This is a genomic window from Companilactobacillus heilongjiangensis, assembly GCF_000831645.3.
Taxonomy (GTDB): Bacteria; Bacillota; Bacilli; order Lactobacillales; family Lactobacillaceae; genus Companilactobacillus; species Companilactobacillus heilongjiangensis.
This window is the reverse complement of the sequence record NZ_CP012559.1, coordinates 751727-773721: the sequence shown is the minus strand read 5'-3', so window position 1 is coordinate 773721 and position 21995 is coordinate 751727. Positions and strand designations below refer to the sequence as shown.

The following is a 21995-nucleotide window of genomic DNA, read 5'->3' as shown; positions in this document are numbered from 1 at the left end:
CGTATCGTCTTTTATTAGTTCTTATCTATATACTTATCACTTTGTGAATATTCAATATTTTCAAATTCCTTATTATCACGGTCTTCAATGGCTCCCAGTTCATCAACTCGACGAGCATGCCTACCGCCAACAAAGGTGGCATCCAACCAAGTTTTTACAATCATCTTAGCTAATTCAGGCCCAACTACTCTAGACCCAAATGCCAAAATGTTTGTATTGTTATGCATTTTTGACAATTGTGCAGAATATGGTTCGCTACATACAACTGCTCTAATGCCTGGAACCTTATTGGCAGCCAAGGAAATACCAACTCCAGTACCACAAATTACGATTCCTAAATCATATTCTCCACTCGCAACCACTTCTCCAACCTTTTTTCCATAAATTGGATAATCAGTTCTTTCAGTTGAATAAGTACCAAAATCTTTAACTTCATAGCCTAATTCTTTTAAATAATCAATAATTGTGGGTTTTAACTCATAACCAACATGATCTGATCCAATAGCAATTTTTTTCATATTAAAGCTCCTTTAATTCCTTAACGATTTCCCTATAACTCTTGTCTTTACCAAATAATGAAGACGTTCCAACAATAAAACCATCCACACCAAAACCTGATAATAATTTAATTTTCTCTGGTGAGATAGCACCATCAACCATCAAATTAAATTGATACTTTTCTTTTAAACCAGCTAAATCTTTAATTTTATCGTTTACATAATCTAAATACGATTGTCCTGCAAAGCCAGGATTAACAGTCATAACTAAAATGTAATCTACTAAAGGTAACAGCTCTTTAATTGTTGCAATCGAAGTACCTGGATTAATAGCAATTCCAGGATGAATATCATCCTTTTTAATTTCATCTAGAGTTCTAGTTGGCATGGGATCCGCTTCCGGATGAATATAGATAATATTTGCTCCTAAATTTGCGAAAATCGGAACAAAGTTTTGCGGATTGTTAACCATTAAATGAACATCCATAGATGTATTTGTAAGACTTCTAACAGATTTATAATCTTCTACACCAAGTGCCATATTAGGAACAAATGCTCCATCCATAACGTCCATATGGAAAATATCTATTCCGGCTTTATCCAATTCTGTTACTTCTCTTTTTATATTTGTAAAATCCGCACACATTAGTGATGGGCAAATCAATTTTTTCATAATAGCTACATCCTTTTGGGAAATCGATTACTCAATGATTAAAACAAACCTTCTCTATTTTATTTAAAGACTTATTAAAATTCCGAGAAAAGCTTCTATTTAAAGTTTAACTAACAGACTTCCATATTTTAAAATCTCACTGCAAATAATTTCGTTAAGATTAATACCAATAAATCCCTTTAAAAAATACCTATAATTAACATTTCTAAAGTCATCGATATACTATTTTGTAATATTCTTTTTAAAGAACCATCCTATTCCCGCTTTCGTGTTATCATTTCCATTGGGTAATCGTTTTCTCAACAACAAAAGTGTATCATCGCATTTCAAAAATGTCAACGCTTTCTAAAATGAAAAAACATATTTGACAAAAAAATAAATTATGTAAAACTTACTTTTAGTAAGCAAATAGGAGTTACAATGTCATCATGAATAAAAAATACTCAATTAAAGATATCGCTAAATTAAGCGGTGTATCTGTGGCCACTGTTTCTAGAGTTATAAATGACAATGGTCGTTTCTCAGAAGAGACTAGAAAGAAAGTTCAAAAAGTAATAAGAGATACTGATTACCATACTAACTTTAGTGCCAAAAATCTGCGCATGAATAAATCATTTTCAGTTGGAATACTGGTCCCTGATATTAGTAATTACTTCTTCGCTAACGTTGTTCAGAAAATCGAAAAAATTCTTTTCAAGCAAGGTTACTCTACAATCATATGTAACACTGCACGCGATGAGAAAAAAGAATTGGCATATTTAAAAATGCTGGAAAGCAAAGGTATTGATGGACTAATTGTTATTTCAGGGGCCAAAGCCTTTGATATCAGCAAATTAAAAACACCTCAAAAAATCCCATTCGTTTGTATCGATCGAGAACCTAAAGATAAACAAAATACAGTCTTTATATCATCAGACCATTATCAAGGAGCCGTTGAGGCCACAAATTCCTTATTTGAAGCTGGATGTAAGTTTCCCATTATTGCATCCCACAGTCGTACATCATCATCATCAAGCTATAGGCTTCGAGGGTTTAAAGACGCATTGGCAAAAAATAATATTACTTATAATAAATCAAAAAACCATATTGTTTTGGATTCAGATAATATCACCAAAAAGTTAAACCAATTCTTAGAGCTAGAACCTCAAATTGATGGCATATTTGCAATAAATGATTCAATTGCAATCAATGTACTATCTGCACTTCTTAAAATAGGAAAATCAGTTCCAAAGGATATTAAGATCATTGGTTTTGATAATGATCCTCAAGATATTCACTCATATCCAACATTATCTTCTATTAAGCAAGACACCGATAAAATAGCTCAAGTCACAGTTGATAATTTAATCAACTTGATTAATCATACAGGTATTACCGGAGAATCCATTACTATACCAGTTTCATTAATTCAGAGAGAATCAAGCAAATAGCAAAAAAAGACTTTCACAGACTAAAATCTATGAAAGTCTTTTTTAATTGATAACACCTATTTTATTTGAATGCCCAACTTGATCTAAACCATCCAAACTGACCTTTTGGGAATCTTTCAAGTTCGTACAAATGAGCATAACATCAGCCTTCTTATCGCTCTTTTTAACAAAATCAAAATCAACAGTACCTAATAAAGTATTCTCGTCTACGGAATCACCTTCAGAAACCTTAATATCAAATCCTTTTCCATTCAGTTCTACGGTATCGATTCCTAAATGTAATAAATATTCAAATTTACCATTCTTTATAGTTAGAGCATGTTTTGTCGGAAATACCGAAACAATCTTGCCCTTAACTGGACTATAAATACTATTTGAAGTTGGTATTACAACAAAACCATCACCCATTGCTTTTGAAGCAAATAACTCATCACCTGCTTCAGAAATAGGTTTCAAATCGCCATCAACTGGCGCAAATAGTTCTACTTTTTTTGAAAATAACCCCATCTAAAATTCACCCTCAACTTTTAGGTGTCAAGAATTCAGTATATTCAGCAAGCTCAGCATCAGATTCATTGGAAATAATTGTTACACCAGAAATATCGAATGCTTTTACATTGGCAGTTAAATTGAATTTACTACTATCGCACATAATGTAAGTCTTCTGGGAGTGTCCTTTAACAATTCTTTTTTTCAATGCTTCAGAAATATTAGGAGTTGTTACACCATTAGTTATGTCAATGCCATTTGCACCGAGAAATGATTTATTAAAGAAAATGTTCTTCAATCCCTCTTCGGTGAATGATCCACTTAACGATGACGTCACTGGATTATATGATCCACCAATAACAATTATTTCTGCATTAAGATTTTCCATTGATTGTCGAAAAATATCAGTGTTAGTCGTATATATTGTTATCTTCTTATGAATTAGCCGATTCAATAAAATTGATCCGTTTGATCCAGAATCAACATAAACGTTATCTCCATCACAAACTACGTCATTTGCCAAATCAGCAATCTCATTTTTTTCTTTTTGATTGATCAAAGATTTTTTTGAAATTGGTAATTCATCGGTATTGGACAAATACTTTACGGCACCACCATACATGGACTCAACTTTGCCAAGCTTTTCTAACTCTTTAATATCTCGTCTAATGGTTGAATCCGACACTTGAGGAAACTCTTTGCTGATGTCCTCAATCTTGATTAACCTTTTTTCTTTTAATATCCTTAATAATTTTTCTTGTCTTTCGTATGGAATCATTTTTGTCATTCCTTTACACTGTCGTTTACTAACCAATGTAATTATATCAAATCATGATAGACATTTATTCCATACAATTATCATCTGTTAATTACTAAGCCAATTTTTCATCTCTACTTGTAAAGAAGTAAGCAAGTACAGCACCTACGACAAGTGAGATTGTGAGTCCAATCATTGCTTGAATAAAATTATTTGAATTCTTCATAATAAATGCTGGGAAAGTAGTAACACTACCAAAGACAAACGCATTAGTTGCAACATGCATTACAGCTAAATATGCACCACCTACAGCACCACCAATAATTTGAGCTAACCAAATTTTTCTATTTTTAACTAATAATCCAAATAAAGTTGGTTCGATAATAGCTGACAAGACAATAGTTACTAAACCAGTCAATGAAAAACTACGTAATTGTAAATCACGTGCTTTTAGCCATACGCCAAGTGTTACACCGATAACTGCAAAGTTGCAGGCAAAAGTTAATGGACAAATATAATCAAAACCGACAGTAGCAATATTATTGATCATAATTGGATTAATTGCCCAGTGGATACCAAAGCTGACCAAAATACTCCAGCCGCCACCTACTAGAACTCCGGCTAAAATACGACTATGTGTAATAGCCCAGTTAACTACTTGAGCAATCATTTCACCACCATAAACACCAAGTGGACCAATTACAATAACTGTCAATGGAATCATAACTGCTAATGAAACCAATGGAACAATAACAAGTTGTAAATTCTCAGTTACGTGTTTATCTAACCATTTGTATAAATATGAAAATACCCAAATCGATAGAATAATTGGAACAACGGTTGAATTATAATTCATCAAAACAACTGGGATCTTCATAAATGTAGTCATCGCACCGTTACCATGTGTACCCATTAATTTAATGAAATCTGGATATAACAGGGCACTACCAATGATAGCTGATAAATATGGACTAGCACCAAATCTCTTGGCAGATGTAAAAGCCAATAATACTGGCAAGAAGTAAAATACACTCATTGATGCAGCATAGAAGATGGTATATGTACCACTCTTTTCACTGATCAGTCCTAATTGAACACAAAGGATTAATATACCACGTAAAATACCAGAACCTGCTAAGGCTGGTAGTAGTGGTGCAAAAATACTAGAAATAGCTGAGAAAATATTACTGATAACACTACCGGACTTTTCAGAATCGGCGTTATCTTCAACCGCTTCTTCTCCTCCAGCAGCTTTTTCAAATTCCGCATAAACCTTTGGTACTTCAAGACCAATCAAGACTTGATATTGACCAGCAGCACGAGCAACATTTATTACTCCATCAATCTGCTTAACTTTTTCATCATCAACATTAGATTCGTCTTTTAAATTCAAACGTAATCTTGTAGCACAATGTGTCATATTGGCAATATTTTCTTTGCCTCCGACAGCTTGTAAAATCTCAGTTGCTGTTTTTTTATAATTCATAATTACGATTCCCCCAGAGTTCCATCGCTCATAGTTTTATTTAAAGAAACCAATCACCAATTTGTGAGCGGCAATTGCATCATTTTTATCGATTACCTCACCAATTTTATCCATTCCAACTGAATCAATTAATGAATCTAATTTAGTAATCATGTCAATATTTGCTTTGCATTCATCAGTAGCATTTTCAATTACTGGGAATGTGTCAAAATAAAACATTCCGTCATAGTTATGTTTCTTAACATAATATAAGAATTCTAATGTCTTGAATGGACTGGCAGTACCAATCATCAATCCATCGTCATTCATCCCATAACCATCATTGATATGAATACCAAATAACTTCTTACGTGATCCAAAAATATCAGCTGCAAAAGCAGGATTTTCGTGTTTCATTAACATGTGGCAATAATCTAAAGTAACGCCAATATTCTTACGATCTATTTCACTTAACATCATTCCAGTAACACCCATTGAATCTACAAAAGCATAAGCACGTGGTTGGAATGGTTTATATTCAATGCTGATCTTCAAATCTGGAGCATAATCAGCAATTTCTTGGAAAGCATTCTTTAATTGATTCCAAACCTTTAAATAATTAATTTGGAAATTATAATCAAATCCATCATGTGCCATCCAAATAGTAACGACATGTCCACCAACAGCTTTGCAATAATCAGCAGCTGATTTACATAAATCAAGTGCCTGTTTGGCAACCTTCTCATCACTATTTCCCAAATCGCCATTGATGTAATCATCCTTAAAACGTAGTGCTACACCATTAAGTTTCAAATCGTGTTTATCTAAAAGAGTTTTCATTTCTTCTGGTTCAAATCCATTTGTATGTTCAGGGTAATTTAAATCAACATATCCCAAGCCTAATTTTTGAAATTGTCCAAATACCTTATCCATATTATTTTCATTAACTGGTAAAAACGAATTAATTCTTGTTGCTAATTTCATTTCTCATACCTCCTGTAAGCGCTTTTAGTATAGCACAAGTTTTGCATCTTTTGTCATTCTTTTTCATATTTATTCATAAATTATCATGAAATACCGCTTTTAGCGTGTTTATAAGTGACAAAATCTGCAAAAGAACCAAAAAAATAATCTACACAATAAGCAATTTCCTTATCGTGTAGATTATTAGTACAAACCATTATGCTTTAATAACAACCTTACCCATCATATGACCGGCTTCAACCAATTTGGTAGCTGTCTTGATATTTTCCAAATTAAAACCATGGAAAACCTTTGTAACAGTGGATTTAATCATCCCACTATCCAAGCCAGCAGCTAATTTTTCCAAATAGGCTCCTTGATCAGACATGGAATCCAACTTGAACTTGGCCTTAGTAAACATCCATTCCCAAGCAAAATTGACTGACTTCGACTTCAAATCGCCAATCTGTGATTCACGCAAATTAGTAATTGTTGCAAAAGTTCCAAAAGGTTTGATCAATTCAACGATTTCATTCCAATGTGGATCATTATCGCTCAGACCGATAATGTAATCGACGTTTTCAACACCCAAATCACGCACTTGTTTGATTAAATCTTGATGATGGTTAACCACTAAGTCTGCTCCAAGGTCTTTGACCCATTGGACTTTCTCTGGTGTTGATGCTGTAGCAATCACCTTTAGACCGGCTAAATAAGCCAACTGAGTGGCAATTGAACCAACACCACCTGCACCATTGATAATCAAAATAGTTTTATCACGATTATCAGCAGCTGGATTAATCTGTAATTTTTCGAAAAGTAGCTCACTAGCTGTCAAAGTTACCAATGGCATAGCGACACTCTTTTCAACTGAAATATCCTTAGGTGCATGGGCAACGATACGCTCATCGATTATTTCATACTCTTGATTTGAGCCATCCCGCGTATAATCGCCGGCGAAGAAGACTTTCTCTCCTACTTTGAAATTCTCAACGTCGGAACCTACAGCGTCCACAATTCCATAACCGTCATAGCCTAAAATCTTAGGACTATCCAATTCACCAGTGACATTCTTTCTCGTAGCGATATCGACTGGATTAATCGAAATGGCTTCAATTTTGACCAATAAGTCACGTCCAGTAGGTGTTTCTTTAACTTTATCAAATTCTACAAAACTATCTATTTTACTATCAGTTACACCAAATGCTTTCATTTATCTGACCTTCTTTTCCACGTTAGTTCCATCTTACAATAAAAAAAGTTTCGATAAAATTTTTATCCACTATATTTACTTACTCAATTAGATTTAATATTAACTTGTTATTAAATCACTTAATAAATAGAGCTTTCAAAATATAATTGAATCTTTAAAGGAGTAAATCATGACTAAAAAATTACCAGACGGATTCTTATGGGGCGGTGCTACCGCTGATTTTCAATACGAAGGTGGCTTTAACGAAGGTGGTCGTGGAATTCTTTCTCACGATTATGAAACTGACGGCTCACAAGATAACCCTCGTCATCACACGCTAAAAACCGCCGACGGCTCAATTATCAGTCCTAAGAGTTCATTTATTTTGGCGGACGATGTTCCTGAAGATGCTCAACCGGTCTTTTTGGACGATCAATACTATCCTAGCCACAAAGCTGTCGACTTCTATCACCATTACAAAGAAGACATCAAATTAATGGCGGGCATGGGATTCAACGTCTTCCGTTTCTCAGTTTGTTGGAGTCGAATTTTCCCAAATGGCGAAGAAGAACAGCCCAATGCCGAGGGTTTAAAATTTTACGATGACGTTATCAACGAAATGGCTAAATACAATATGGAGCCCCTCATCACTATTTGTCACGATGAAATGCCCATGAATTTAGCTCTCAAGTACAATGGCTGGACCTCAAGGAAAGTTATCGATGCCTACGTTAAATACGCTAAGACTCTCTTTGAACACTTTGGTGACCGTTGTCGTTACTGGCTAACATTTAATGAAATTAATGCCGTTCGTGGATTCGGACCTACAGGTGTTAGAAAAGCTACTGGACAAGACCGTTATCAAGCCGATCACAACATGTTTGTTGCTTCAGCCAAGGCAGTCCAACTTGGCCACAAACTAGTTCCTGGCAGCCAATTTGGAACAATGTATGCGATGAGTGAAGTTTACCCTGCTACATGTAAACCAGAAGACATGTTCCATCACCTTCAGGAACACCGTGAAAACTGGTATTTCATCGACATCATGGGCCGTGGCTACTACCCTAGTTATGCCAGAGAACTTTGGAACCGTCACGATGTCAAAGATATTAAGATGGATCCCGAAGATAAAGAAACATTGATGAAAGGTCAACTAGATTTCATTGCTTTTAGTTATTACCGTTCAAACACAACTAAAGCTGGCGATGACTGGTTCAACGTTGGTGGCAATAAGAACCCTTATTTGAAAGAAACACCATGGGGCTGGCCAGTTGATCCATTAGGATTACGCTACTGTATGAACGAAATTTATGACCGCATTCAAAAACCATTATTCATCGTTGAAAATGGTATGGGTGCCATTGATAAAGCTGATAAGAATGATTACGTTGAAGATGATTATCGAATCGATTACCTACAAGATCACCTTTCAGCAATGGCCGATGCAATCAACATTGATAAGGTGCCATGTTTGGGATATACAATGTGGGCTCCAATCGATTTGGTCTCTCTATCAACTGGTGAAATGAAGAAACGCTATGGCTTCATATATGTTGATATGGATGACAAAGGTAATGGATCATTAAAACGAACACCAAAGAAATCTTACAATTGGATGAAACATATCATTGAAACTAATGGTGCTGCATTAAAGGATTAGATTAAAAGAGACCTCCAACAATTTGGAAGTCTCTTTAATTTTGTCCAAACAAAAAATCGTCACCTCATTCACTCAGTAATACCGAGAAATTAAGTAACGATTAATATTATCTACCAAGTTTAAAAAGGTGATTCAAACCTGCAGGTGTTATATTTAAATACTTTTAGCCGATAATTTCGACAGTAGCACTAGTAATTCCATAAGAAGGAATCATGCTGTTTGGCATAGCCATATCAATTTGGTATGGATTGTCATAAGCAAATGTACCAGTATCGTTAACAGTACGGTAATAAACATCCCCTTGAGCTGTAGTAATCTTCAAGCGTGACCAACGTGGGATAACGCTCAAGTTTGTAGCAACTCCTGAATAACCCATATCTGACCCTAAAACAGCTGGATCATAAAAACTAATTTTAAATGTACCAACATTCCTACATGTTGATTGCATTTCTACTGGTGGCTCTGCAGCCGCTTGTGTGATAGCTTGTTGTGATTCTTCGATTTGTTCTGGTTGTGAAGTTTGGACTGGCGCATGGTCAACAACTTGGTCATCATTTGACTCTGCTGTGACGTCCCCCATATTTGGATCCTTTTCACTATGTCTAATACCAGGCATAAATTCCTTATTGTCTGATAATGATACTTTTTTGTTTAGTGTATTAGCATCATCATTAACTGCTTGCTTTGTCTCCAAGTTAGTTAATGTTTTTTGAAAATCTGTTGTATTACTTACTTGGCTTGATGATGAATCTGAGGCGTAGGCAACTGTATATCCCATTCCCCCTGTGATGATCAAACTAATAATAAGTAGTGCATCTAATTTAATTTGCTTTAGCAACTAATCTCTCCCCGGTTGTATGTTTACCAGATGAAACTATACAAGACAAATATAACAAACAGATTACAGGAACAATAAGAAAATTCATTTGAATGAAGTTTCTGTAACACTTTCGTAATAAGCATCAAAAAGTTCTAAATATATTATCAATAATTAATCAAAGCGAGATATTTTAACATATTGTGATACTTTTATCAATATTTTTGTAACCGTTATCGTAAAAATAAAAAAATGTTTGTTTGCGAGAACAAATATTTGTTGAATAAATTTTTTTGTGCTAATTTAGAAATATCGAAAGTAATGGAGGTATTTTATATGTCAAAGAAAATTGCTGTAATTGTAGGTAGTTTGCGTGAGGGTTCATTCTCAAAACAAATTGCTAAGAACATGATGAAATTGTTCCCTAGTGACTATGAACCAGAGTTCGTAGAATTCGGAAACTTGCCACTATATAACGAGGATATTGATACACCTGAAAATGTCCCTGCAGAATATACAGAATTCAGAAATAAGATCAAGGATGCTGCTGGTGTGCTATTCGTAACACCTGAATATAACCGTTCAATCCCTGGTGGCTTGAAGAACGCTATTGATGTTGGTTCACGTCCTTATGGTGCAAATGCCTGGGAAAAGAAACCTGCTGCAGTAGTCAGCGTCTCACCCGGTGCAATCAGTGGATTTGGTGCTAACCACGTCCTACGTCAATCATTAGTATTCTTGGATATGCCTACATTGCAACAACCAGAAGCATATATTGGTAATGTTACAAAAATTCTTGATGACAACGGAAACGTTGCTGAAGGAACAGTTGGCTTCCTACAAAGTATCGTTGATGCTTATGTTGATTTGCTAAATAGATATTAAAAACTAAATATAAAACAAAAAATCCAGATAATCTTGGGAACTTTAGTGTCCCTTTTGATTATCTGGATTTTTTTCTTCTATAGTATTAAAAATGGAATCAAACTAGTACTTCAATTTCAATACCATCTTCAAAACATTAATCGCCGACTTCTGTAAGTCTCCAAGATACATATCATTATTATCTTCCCACTTACCAGTCAACAATATATGGTTATCATCAACAATCTGAGCTTCACCATTGTAAACCCAATCTTTGATACGATCTCTCAATCTGGAATCACTATCAACTCTGACTTTAACAATTACCTCACCGTCTGAATCAACGATAAAGTCATTCCACATTTCAGTTTCGACGAATTTCTTCTTCAGTAAATCATAATCTGTTTTAACTTTGATTTTGCCTTGTTCATCAAATTCTGGTCCAAAGTCACTAACCGCACTCATCAACTCTGACTTCGAGTTTCCGGGCATGATCAAATCATTTCCAGAATGCATGCTCTGCTTTGGATCGGCAGCACTGAACCAATCGGTCATGACTGTTCCTTGGAAATGCCATTCATCACGTAAAACGTTCGTTAGCAACTCAAAATTGGCGGCTGAGAATATCCCATTAACACGATTATATGATGACATAATTGCCATGGGATGACCCAATTTAACAGCAATCTCAAAATTACGCAAATAAATTTCACGTAAAGCTTGTTCACCAATAATACTGTTACCAAAATTACGGAAACTTTCTTGATTATTGCCTAAGAAATGTTTGAGTGTCACACCAAGTTTGTCATGTGCTTGAACACCCTTAGTTTCAAAAGCTGCCATCGTTCCTGATAAATATGGATCTTCAGCGAAGTATTCGAAATTACGACCACCGAGTGGATCACGATGAATATTCATCCCTGGAGCTAACCAGAGATCGACACCAAATTCTTTCATTTCAGTTCCGACCGCAAAGCCAACTTTTTCCAACAAATCCTTATTCCAAGTCTGTGCGAGCGCCGTTCCAATTGGCCAAGCTGTCGCATAGTGAGTAATTGTCTGTTGATTTCTCTCAAATACGGGATCGACACGAATTCCAGCGGGACCATCAGCCATAACGACTGACGGAATTCTTTTACCCATATCGGCTCCAGTTTGTCCAGCAGCACCAGGTACGATATCAGATGAAATACCGACCATATTGTTTTTGACGCTCGACATCTGGCCTTCAACTAAATTAACCAAATCCTGCTCTGACAAACTAGCAATAAATTCAGCCAACTCAACATCCCCATCAGCAACATCTTTTAAAGTCTTTCCTTCAGCGTTGCGGACATGTTCAATGACTTGATCCAATCCTTTTCCGGGCAAATCTTCACGTTCAGCCACAAAAGTTGTCACATCAGAGCTCTCTTGATATTGGACAAATTCTGGTTCATTGAAATTGGCAGCTTTTAAAATGAAGAACGGTACGCCGCTTACTTGTTTCAAAGCTACGTTAGCTTTCAATAAAGTAGTTGGATCGATTCTTGGTTTGAGGACGTTTTCGACTTTCTTCAAAACAACCTTTTCGTCTAATTTGAAACTGGCAACGACATCCGTTTGTCTAGAACTGCTACCGACACGAACGAGATAAGTTCCGGGTACCAAAACATAAGCACCTAACTCAGTGTCGAAAACGCTCAAATCATTGATTGGGACTTCAAACTCCAATGTTTGTTGAGCATGTGGCCGTAAATTGGTCGTCTTACTATATTCAACTAAATCTTGATATGGCACTGGAATCTCCGTCTGTGGCTTAGAAACGTACACTTGAACTGTTTCTTGACCAGAAAAACTCTCAGTCGTATTCTCCACATTTACCTGTAAACGAATCCGTTTTTCATTGACATTAACTTTTTGTGTCTTAATGAAAAAGTCAGCGTAACTTTGACCATAACCAAACTCAAAGCGTGGTTTAATTCCAAAGCTGTCAAAATAACGATAGCCGACAAAAATACCTTCATTATACTCAGGATTTGCCATCCCAAAGTTTTCAGAAGTTGGATAGTCATGATAAGAATAAGCCCATGTATCGGTCAATTTACCAGAGGGACTCTTCGTACCATCTAAAATATCAGCTACAGCTTTTCCACTCATCATCCCCAATTGGGAAACTAAAACGACGCTGTCGAGCGTTGGACATTCATCAATAAAACTCGTATCAATTACCCCGCCAACATTCAACAAGACAATACTGTGATTGTAATATGCACTCATTGCCTTGATATTAGCCAGTTCATTATCAGTTAAACGGAAGTCGCCTTTATGATTGCGACGGTCATAATTTTCACCCGAACTACGAGAAATTACGTAAATACCTGTCGTTGCATCATCAAATTCAGCGATTTCTGGATCTTTGAAATTAAATGCTGGTGCCAATAATGACATCGGATCGTCTTTTAACTTATCTTCATAAATACTCTGTTCTTTTTGATAATACCGTTGCAAACGAACCAACCATGACTTTGAAACAATGGTAAAGCCATTATCTTCCAAGCCTTGCATGATGTTGATAACGCTGCGTTGGTTGACATCACCAGAACCAGTGCCACCCTTGACTGTAGCAAAAGCCCCATGGCCGTACAGTGCAACCGTCTTATTCCTCAAAGGTAATGTTTTATTCTTATTTTGAAGCAAAACGATAGCTTCTTCAGCAGCCGTTTTAGCTAATTCTTGATTTTCAAATTCACGTTGCGAAATATCGCTTTCCATCTAATCTCTCCTTTGGTGGAAATGTAATTACCTTAATTTTACACTTTTGAGCATAAAAAAAGTGATTGCACGGTTATAGTTTTTGCACAATCACTTATTTTTTATAAATATATTTTCGTAAAACAAATTTATGGATTATAAATAAAATAATCAACAATATTATTCCAATAATTATTTCACTAACTATAAAATTCAATCCTAATGCTTGAAAAGTATTCAGAATAGGATTATTAAATATGGAAATTAATAATAAGTAGAGAATTATATCTGCTGTATAAATATTCATGGATTTCCTCCTAATACCGATAAATGAATAGTATCATATAATTATAGATTTACCGCCTCCTGTTTTCAGCAATGCGCCTCTGCAATTCTGAAATCTGGAAGCTAAAATTACTTTTATAATGCAATTATTCTGAAATCAGATTCAAATAATATTAACAATGAAATATATATAACTAAAACTTTTGAGGTGAAGAAATGCTTAAAGATAAACACATTGCCATATACGTTACCGGTGGAATTGCTGCCTATAAAACTTTAAATATTGTACGTAGCTTGATCAAAGAAGAAGCTCAGGTGCAAGTTATCATGACGGATGCTGCTCAAAAATTCGTTACTCCACTAACTTTTGCCACACTCAGTCAACGACCTGTGATTACTGATAATTTTACACCACAAACTAGCCCAGATGATTTTATTCCCCATATTCAATTAGCGCTTTGGACTGACTTGGCTGTTGTCGTTCCAGCCACTGCTAACATTATTGGAAAAATGGCTAACGGTTTATCTGACGATATTGTCTCAACTAGTTTGTTGGCAACTGTTGCTCCGAAATTAGTCTTCCCTGCCATGAATACTGACATGTATAACAATCCAGCCGTTCAAAATAATTTGGAAAATTTGAAACAAATGGGCGTACAAATTATTGAACCAGCAACTGGATTTTTAGCTGAAGGAATGACTGGTAAAGGTCGTCTCCCTGAACTTCCAACAATTATGGAAGCTATCGAAAAGAACTTTCAACCTCGTCCATTGGTTGGCAAAAAGGTTATCGTTACAGCTGGTGGTACTAAAGAAGCCATTGATCCCGTTCGTTACATTGGTAATCGTTCATCTGGAAAAATGGGACTGGCCATGGCGAAAGTTGCTCGAGACTTAGGAGCTGATGTTACATTAATTACAACTGTTGACACTACTCTAGGCGGAATAAATTTAATCAAAGTTCAAACCGCTGCTGAACTGATGACTCAAATTCAGAGTGTTTTCCCTGAAAGTGATGTTCTCGTGATGGCCGCCGCTGTGGCAGACTTCAAACCAATCAATGTTGCTGAGCAAAAAATTAAGAAGAATGACGATGAAGATATTTTCACCATCAAATTAACTAAGAATCCGGATATTCTTAAAACTGTTGCGGCAACTAAAACTAACCAATTCGTTGTTGGATTTGCGGCCGAAACGCAACATCTTTTAGAGAACGCCGAGAAGAAACTGGCAAGTAAAAATGCTGATGTAATTCTTGCCAATAATGTTGCCCAGAGTGGCGCTGGATTTGGCGTTGATACTAATCGCATGACACTTCTACGAAAGAATAAACAACCTGAATCTTGGCCACTGATGTCTAAAATCGACGTTGCTAAAAAGTTCTGGGACTTTTATTTGAACAGATAACTCAAAAAGACATTCCTTAAAATTGGAATGTCTTTTTTCTATTGCGGATTTTCTTTATCACTATAATAAACTGGCTCAAGAATATTGAATTCAGTTTTTTCTAGCCAATTCTTAATTTGCTCACCTAAATTCTTTGACATCATCGCCGAAACCATAATTTGTTTCTTAGAAATATGATTAACGTGAACTCCGGCAGTTATCGTGCAACTACCGGGCAAATCAGACTGAATAATTTTACCGATGCGAATTGCTAAAACATCATCTTTGTGCAGCCGACCGTCATGACTAGGATACCGGACAGTTTCCAAATCAGTTGTCCTAGTTAACGTCGTCACAGTTCCAATGTGTGGTGTATCGCCACCGATAATTTTTATCAATAAATCCTTACCGATAACTTCTACATCAGCTACCATCGTATAATTTTCTTGCGTAATTGAGAATTTCATTAAATTCCCTCCCAACGACCACTAATTTCATTTTCAATGCCTAGTGCATCCAATTCTTTCATCGTTTGATGGTCCACCAAATCTTGAATCGTCTGTGGTTGATTGTAAAACGCTGGAATCGGCGGAATCATTTGGACACCCATCTTCGATAGCTTAGTCATATTTTCCAAATGAATCGTATTCAGTGGTGTTTCTCGGGGTACAATAATTAGCTTTCGTTGTTCCTTTAGAGTTACATCAGCGGCACGAGAAATTAAATTATCACCGATACCAATGGCAACACTGGCAACTGTTTTCATACTGGCTGGTACAATAATCATCCCATCGGTCAAAAATGAACCACTGGCAATTGTTGCGCCTAAATCGCTATCACTATAAAAATAATCAGCCAAACTTTTAACTTCAGCTAGTGACATATCCGTTTCCAGCTGTAAATTTTTCTTAGCCCAAGCACTGAAAACGACATGCGTTTCCACATTTTTCATTGATTGCAATTTTTTCATCAAATCAAGTGCATAAATCGTACCCGAAGCGCCAGTGACACCGATAACAATCTTTCTCATTCGTGACATATCAATACTTCCTTACTCTAAATATTTTTGCCAATCTTTTACTTCTTTAAATTTAGCTCGTTCAAATTGATCTTTCATATCAAATGGAACCGTACCATCTAGAATTGTCTTGGAACTCATTCCACGAACTCGAATCGACTTAGGGTCATATTCAGGACGTTCTGACGGATCAAGCGGATGATTACGCATTCCCGGCAGCACCATAATATCTTTGTCGCCTTGGAAACGTGTATTCAACGTCCACATCACATCATTCATGTCGAAAATATCCACATCATCATCAACTAAAATGACTGTCTTTAACTCCTTAAAAGCTGACAATGCCAAGATGGCTGCCTGTCTTTGTAAACCTTCATCTGCTTCATCATCTTTATGGATTTGCATGATAGTCATCAATTTACCGCCACCAGCAGGAGGATTATAAACATTCTTTACTTTTCCCGGAATTGCCTTGTCGACTAGTTCCAGAATCGAGGCTTCAGTTGGAATTCCAGCCATTGAAACATGCTCCTCACTAGGTCCAATCATCGTTTGGAAAATTGGATCTTTACGGTGAGTAATTGCCTTAACTTTGACAACATTCACAGCTGGATTGGCGTCACCATCATAGCCAGGAAATTCGGGCATAGCTTTACCAGTGTTAGTATTGATATCCTCTTGCATAGTTTGATTAGGCATAATTTCAGCCTCAATTACATATTCAGCACGAGCAATCGACTTTTCATCAACCGTTTTGGCAGCGACTAATTGAACTGCTTGTTGACGCAAAGCTCCGGCAACATTCAATTCATCGTAACCAAGTGGCGTTGTAGGTGGCTCGAAAGTTGCTCCAATGGTAATTGCAGGATCCAAGCCGATATTAATCGTAATAGGCATCGGTTTATTGAGCTTTTCGAATTGCTTTTGGAAATTACCAATGTGACGACCACCGGGCATAATGTACATCCCTAAAGTATCCTTATCTTCCAAAACCATCCGGTGAATCGTAACATCACTCATCGTTTTATCAGGATTAGAACCGAGCACCAAGCCAACGGTAATGTATGGACCAGCATCATATTCAGTATTTGTAGCCGCTGGCAAAATTTTTCTAATATCAAAATCTTTATCAGTAGCTTTATGCACAATTTCTTGAACAGGTGCTTGGTCAGAATCTACTACAATTGGAGCGACTGGATTCTCAACTGAATCCTTCAAAAAGCGCCCCAAAGTTTTGTAATCATGGTGTAAAATCATACCAACACGTTGACGACTAGCCATCGAACCAATATAAATCCGACTACCTGGAAAACCTTTAATATTATTAAACATCATTGATGGACCAACCGAAGTTGGCCGTTGAACCGTACCACCAGCACCGATATAACGATAAACTCCAGATAATTCAGCGTTAGGGTCAACCTCAACATTAGTCTCGTGGTATTGATCTGGTTTATTTCTCAGTTCATCGATAACTTTTCGTAAATCATATAGTTGTTCTGACATACAATTGCCTCGCTTTCTTAACAAGGTCAATTATAAGGACTGACTATACTTCAGAACAATTCAAGATAAAGCAAAAAGCATTCCAAAATGGAATGCTTTTTCTTTTTATATTCCTGCTTACATAGAAAACATAGCGGCAACCAATGAGATAACCCAAACCGCAATCATATAACCATAAAATATTTTATTTTGTTTTTTATATTTAGGATTCCGTGTTGAACTTATCATTGCTTCTATAAATGATATTACCGGAATGTAGAAACTCAAGCCAGTAACACTGATAACAAACGGCGTACCCCAAGCCCCACCGCTCATGTGCAATGACAAACTGTATAAATAAATTGCTATCAAAATAACAGTTGGAATTATTTCAATAATACGACGAATTTTCATTACTTTCCCCCATCTTTAGTTCCTGTTAATAACTTACTTTAAATAGGTGTGATGCTAATTAAATATGCCGTCTCCAGAGCTGGGAAATATTCTCAAGATGTGCGGAACGGCTCGAGCCAAGGTACGGTCTCGAACCTCGGCACACAAATATTTCCCAGTTCTTCCGACTAATCAATCGTTATTAGTTGAATGTAAAAGTATTCAAACAATTTTTAAAAACATGAAATATTCATATTAGGTCATCAACTAGCACCGTACATATTTCAATGATTCTTAAATACCTATGATAAAACACTCAATTTATTTTTAAGAACCCAGTCGGAGGATCTGATAGTATTTACTCGCAGTGGAAGTGGCGTTATGGCTTTAGCCATTACACCACCGGACGAGTTTGGAGACTTGCGATTTATGCAAGGCTTCAAACCGAGGTTCGAGACCGATCTTTGGCTCGGACCGTTCCGCACAGCAGGGGAATACTATCAGATCCGGAGACGGCATACTTAATTAGCATATTTGGTATATACAACTATCATACTCTAAAAATTATTTCTTAGGCTTCTTCTTTGGCAACTTTAATTCAAATAATAATGGATTGGAATCTGGAGCAATCCGTAATGACAATTCCTGTTGTGCTCGTGTTACACCAACGTATAACAAACGACGTTCCTCTTCGATAAAAGCTGAGTAATTTTCAACTTCTTTATAGAAAGTATGAAACATAGCGTATTCTTTGGACTTTTCCAAAGTTTTATCCATATTAATGGGATTAAAAGCATTGTTATTCGTAATTTCTTTATAGTTGTCGATATGTGCCGATTGCAGTGCTCGTTCCAGAAATTCAAAACTGCGATTATAAATATATTTCCACTGTTTAACAAATTGCTCAATTGTCATTTCCGGTGGGAACCAATTATTCAAGACCACCCCGGCACGTTCGACTTCCTTATCAGTCAAGCCATATAGATAAACATACTTGAACTCCAAGCCCTTAGCTTGATGCAGTGACAAAAATTGAATTCGATGTTGTTGCTTATCCTGCTCCATCCGATTCGAAAGAATATCCTTCTTATGCTCTTCATCAAAGAAGAAATCATCAATATTTTTGTATTCGTCTAATTCATCTTCCAAATACTTTTTAATATCATTCACTTCAACCTTCGACATAAAGTTCTTTTCTTCCATAAAATCAAAATATCTATCAGTCAATTTTGTTGCCGCAGTGTACAAATCTTTAATCAGACTTTTGGATAGCTTCTGTCGAGTTTCATCATTATCAGCTTCATCCATACGAGTCTTAAAACGTTTAATACTGTTGAAATACACTTGAACCCGCTCATCGGTCCGCTTATACGGAGTATTTGTTTCGGCGTTATACGCTTCAGCTGCTAACAAATATTTACTTAATTTATTGAATTCATCATCAGCTCGTTTTTCAACCTTAGTCGTATGATCCTTGTAAGCTCGAAATCCGATTCGATTGGCCTGACTACTAAAATACTTATATTTATCTTGCCATAGTGCTTTCATCAATTCAGTTATAATTCGATAAATCAAATTATTTTGGAGAATAGCACCTGAATTATTGATATTAGCGTAAATTTTTTGGTTAGCTAACCAGTCTGCTAAAAGCATTCTTGACGAGTTATAACGTACTAAAATGGCAATATCATTATTGTTGATTTCTGGATCATTAACTTGTTTTACAAGGCGTTTCAACATTTTTGAACCACCACTGAAACCAGATTTCTTACTACTATAAAGTACAAATTTACCAACATCAGGACGGCCTGACAGCAACTCTTTATCCAAACGAACATGATTCTGTTTAATCAAAGGAATAACTCGTTTCAGAATTTTCTCCCCCGTACGATAATTAGTCGACAAATTCAGCTTCTGAGCATCTGGCAACAGCTGTTTATAATTCAAGATATACTGTGGATTACTACCTCTAAATGAGTAAATACTCTGGTCATCGTCACCAATGACAATTAGATGTTGCATCGTTTCGGGACTTAATAACTTAGAAATAATCTCCCACTGCAAGTTATCAATATCCTGAAACTCATCAATTACGGCAATCTTATACCGAGCCATAATACGTTGATAATACTGCAAATACTGCGGATCATTCATGCTTTCCAATAACAATAATTTCATATCATTAAAATCAATGTAACCATTGCGACGCTTGAGTTCTTGATACTTATTAATGACATCCAAATAGTCAGCATAAAAATCATCATCGTGATTCTGACGTGAATACTCTGACATAACTTTAATCGATTCACGCAAAGGCTTATCTTCCGTTACAGTCGGCAAAACGCCATTGGTTGTCAATCCCTGATTAATCATATAATCATTGAGGTCAAACATCTCTCCCAACATTTCAGCCTTCGTTATAACGTTACTAGGATGCTTAATTTGATCAGATAAATCACGCATAAATAAGCGATAACTAGTCAAAACTTGAGACCGTTGATACTCAGGATTTTGTCTTAATAATTGGTAGAATAATGCATGAAAAGTTGTGAAATTGGGGCGTCCAATAGGAAACTCTAACCCAGTATCAGACAATTCTTTGACAAATTTATCAAAACGCTCACCCATATCTACTCGAGATTTGTGAGAAAAAGTTATTCCTAATATTTCGTCTGGAGCGGCGTTACCCTTAGCTACGGCAATCAGAGCCATCAAAATAAAAATGGTCGTCTTACCTGAACCAGCACATGCATTAACTAATAACGGTCTCATGAAATCATTATTTAAAATTTTTATTTGTTCAGCGGAGAACTTCATATTTAGACCTGACTCCATCAGATCAATTATTTCTTTAGTTGATAATTCTTGAATCGTCTCGTCCCCCATCATTTCCAACCTGCTTTTGAATATAATTCCAAAAGAGATTATTTGCTTTCGAATGTTGTCCTTTAACTCTGATAAAACACAATTTATTGGTAATATTAGCCGTTAAAGGCACAATGGCAACTGCTTTATTCGCAAATTGCTTGGCAGTCTTAGCTGTCATCACCGATACACCCATATTATTTTGAACCATTTGCATGATCAAGTCCACACGTGTGCCCTCATAAACAACGTTAGCTTTGAATCCAGCCTGCTGACAAAGCTCTAAAACTGGCAAATAGAGATTAGTCGAATTACCTAAAATTAAAAATTTTTCAGTCTTTAAATCAGCTAAATCTAATTTATCTTGGGTGGCTAAAACATGTCCCTGTGGTAAAACAGCCACGAATTTATCATCTTCCATGACAATCCGTTCCAATTTTGGATCAACAAACTTAAAAGTCCGTGCAAAAATCACTTCACATTTACCAGCTTTCAAAGAAGTTATTAAATTGTAACTTTCTTCCTCTTTAAGCTGCATTTGGACATCTGGATAGTCACGTAAAAATTGACTAATTAAGCCAAAGCTTTGATAACTAGGCATCGTCGGAATCGTATGCATCTCAATCGTCATATTTTGAGCAGCTTGATAATCATCCAATTTAACAGTTAATTGTTCATAATCACGTAAAATATTTTGCGCGTATGGAAGAATTAATTTCCCCTGTTCAGTCAGTTCAATCTTTCGATGCGCTCGTTTAAATAAGGAAACATTTAAGCCCTTTTCAAGAGCTAATATTTGTTTGGATATATTTCCCTGAGTCGTGAAAAGATTCTCAGCTGTTTCAGTATAATTGAGTGTTTTTGATAAATCGACAAAAACCTTAAACTTATTTAAATCCACAGTGATCTTCCTTTCTTGAAACTAAACTTACAGAAATTAATTGTAGCATGAATCTCTAAACATTCTGTTGAAATATCCGCTTTATAAACGTAAGGTTAAGTTACGTTATTAAAATCTCTATT

The 21995-nt window shown here is 35.9% G+C and carries 19 protein-coding genes; 4 read left to right on the top strand and 15 right to left on the bottom strand.

The features are described from left to right. Positions 1–14 precede the first annotated feature (14 nt). Together rpiB and rpe are read right to left on the bottom strand one after the other, a co-directional pair. Positions 15–518 (bottom strand): ribose 5-phosphate isomerase B, encoded by a 504-nt coding sequence (gene rpiB / locus JP39_RS03575; protein WP_041499270.1) that lies wholly within the window; start codon positions 516–518, stop codon positions 15–17. 1 nt (position 519) lies between these two features. Further along, complete coding sequence (rpe, locus tag JP39_RS03570) at positions 520–1170, bottom strand: ribulose-phosphate 3-epimerase (RefSeq protein WP_137619757.1); 651 nt, start codon at positions 1168–1170, stop codon at positions 520–522. A 428-nt stretch (positions 1171–1598) separates the two neighbouring features. On the opposite strand from rpe, the gene JP39_RS03565 reads away from it, so the two are divergent. Beyond that, positions 1599–2600 carry a LacI family DNA-binding transcriptional regulator gene (locus JP39_RS03565; RefSeq protein WP_041499272.1) on the top strand — a complete coding sequence of 334 codons (1002 nt, stop codon included), beginning with the start codon at positions 1599–1601 and terminating at the stop codon, positions 2598–2600. 42 nt (positions 2601–2642) lie between these two features. On the opposite strand, the gene JP39_RS03560 is transcribed toward JP39_RS03565, so the two are convergent. From JP39_RS03560 to JP39_RS03540, 5 genes are all read right to left on the bottom strand, one after another. Beyond that, positions 2643–3107 carry a PTS sugar transporter subunit IIA gene (locus tag JP39_RS03560; RefSeq protein ID WP_041499273.1) on the bottom strand — a complete coding sequence of 155 codons (465 nt, stop codon included), beginning with the start codon at positions 3105–3107 and terminating at the stop codon, positions 2643–2645. A 13-nt stretch (positions 3108–3120) separates the two neighbouring features. Then, positions 3121–3876 (bottom strand): DeoR/GlpR family DNA-binding transcription regulator, encoded by a 756-nt coding sequence (locus tag JP39_RS03555; protein ID WP_307722465.1) that lies wholly within the window; start codon positions 3874–3876, stop codon positions 3121–3123. Between the two features lie 85 nt (positions 3877–3961). Continuing rightward, positions 3962–5332, bottom strand: coding sequence for a PTS transporter subunit EIIC (locus tag JP39_RS03550; protein ID WP_174795707.1), 1371 nt, complete (start codon positions 5330–5332; stop codon positions 3962–3964). A 36-nt stretch (positions 5333–5368) separates the two neighbouring features. After that, positions 5369–6295 (bottom strand): sugar phosphate isomerase/epimerase family protein, encoded by a 927-nt coding sequence (locus JP39_RS03545; protein ID WP_041499276.1) that lies wholly within the window; start codon positions 6293–6295, stop codon positions 5369–5371. 196 nt (positions 6296–6491) lie between these two features. Further along, a complete protein-coding gene (locus tag JP39_RS03540; protein ID WP_041499277.1) occupies positions 6492–7487 on the bottom strand; it encodes a zinc-binding alcohol dehydrogenase family protein in 996 nt (331 codons plus the stop codon). A gap of 169 nt (positions 7488–7656) precedes the next feature. Between JP39_RS03540 and JP39_RS03535 the strand changes: the two genes are divergently transcribed. Then, positions 7657–9126 (top strand): glycoside hydrolase family 1 protein, encoded by a 1470-nt coding sequence (locus tag JP39_RS03535; protein WP_041499278.1) that lies wholly within the window; start codon positions 7657–7659, stop codon positions 9124–9126. A 163-nt stretch (positions 9127–9289) separates the two neighbouring features. Here JP39_RS03535 and JP39_RS12715 read toward each other — a convergent pair whose 3' ends face one another. After that, positions 9290–9964, bottom strand: coding sequence for an RlpA-like double-psi beta-barrel domain-containing protein (locus tag JP39_RS12715; protein ID WP_082330634.1), 675 nt, complete (start codon positions 9962–9964; stop codon positions 9290–9292). 315 nt (positions 9965–10279) lie between these two features. On the opposite strand from JP39_RS12715, the gene JP39_RS03525 reads away from it, so the two are divergent. Next, on the top strand, positions 10280–10828 hold the full coding sequence (locus JP39_RS03525; protein WP_041499279.1) for an NADPH-dependent FMN reductase: 549 nt from the start codon (positions 10280–10282) through the stop codon (positions 10826–10828). A 102-nt stretch (positions 10829–10930) separates the two neighbouring features. Here JP39_RS03525 and JP39_RS03520 read toward each other — a convergent pair whose 3' ends face one another. Beyond that, a complete protein-coding gene (locus JP39_RS03520) occupies positions 10931–13561 on the bottom strand; it encodes a glycoside hydrolase family 3 protein (protein WP_041499280.1) in 2631 nt (876 codons plus the stop codon). 480 nt (positions 13562–14041) lie between these two features. On the opposite strand from JP39_RS03520, the gene coaBC reads away from it, so the two are divergent. Continuing rightward, a complete protein-coding gene (gene coaBC, locus JP39_RS03510; protein ID WP_041499282.1) occupies positions 14042–15232 on the top strand; it encodes a bifunctional phosphopantothenoylcysteine decarboxylase/phosphopantothenate--cysteine ligase CoaBC in 1191 nt (396 codons plus the stop codon). 38 nt (positions 15233–15270) lie between these two features. Here coaBC and lpdD read toward each other — a convergent pair whose 3' ends face one another. The 6 genes from lpdD to JP39_RS03480 all read right to left on the bottom strand — a co-directional run bounded on the left by lpdD (position 15271) and on the right by JP39_RS03480 (position 21873). Further along, positions 15271–15678, bottom strand: a complete 408-nt coding sequence (gene lpdD, locus JP39_RS03505) for a prenylated flavin chaperone LpdD (protein WP_041499283.1) — start codon at positions 15676–15678, stop codon at positions 15271–15273. Then, on the bottom strand, positions 15678–16241 hold the full coding sequence (locus JP39_RS03500; RefSeq protein WP_041499369.1) for a UbiX family flavin prenyltransferase: 564 nt from the start codon (positions 16239–16241) through the stop codon (positions 15678–15680). The genes lpdD and JP39_RS03500 overlap by 1 nt, the downstream gene beginning before the upstream one ends. Before the next feature lie 21 nt (positions 16242–16262). Then, a complete protein-coding gene (locus JP39_RS03495) occupies positions 16263–17735 on the bottom strand; it encodes a UbiD family decarboxylase (RefSeq protein ID WP_041499284.1) in 1473 nt (490 codons plus the stop codon). Between the two features lie 117 nt (positions 17736–17852). Then, complete coding sequence (locus tag JP39_RS03490; protein WP_041499285.1) at positions 17853–18128, bottom strand: LasU family protein; 276 nt, start codon at positions 18126–18128, stop codon at positions 17853–17855. A gap of 543 nt (positions 18129–18671) precedes the next feature. Further along, complete coding sequence (locus JP39_RS03485; RefSeq protein ID WP_082330633.1) at positions 18672–20996, bottom strand: UvrD-helicase domain-containing protein; 2325 nt, start codon at positions 20994–20996, stop codon at positions 18672–18674. Continuing rightward, a complete protein-coding gene (locus JP39_RS03480; RefSeq protein ID WP_041499286.1) occupies positions 20959–21873 on the bottom strand; it encodes a LysR family transcriptional regulator in 915 nt (304 codons plus the stop codon). Before JP39_RS03480 ends, JP39_RS03485 begins: the two co-directional genes overlap by 38 nt. Positions 21874–21995: the final 122 nt, after the last annotated feature.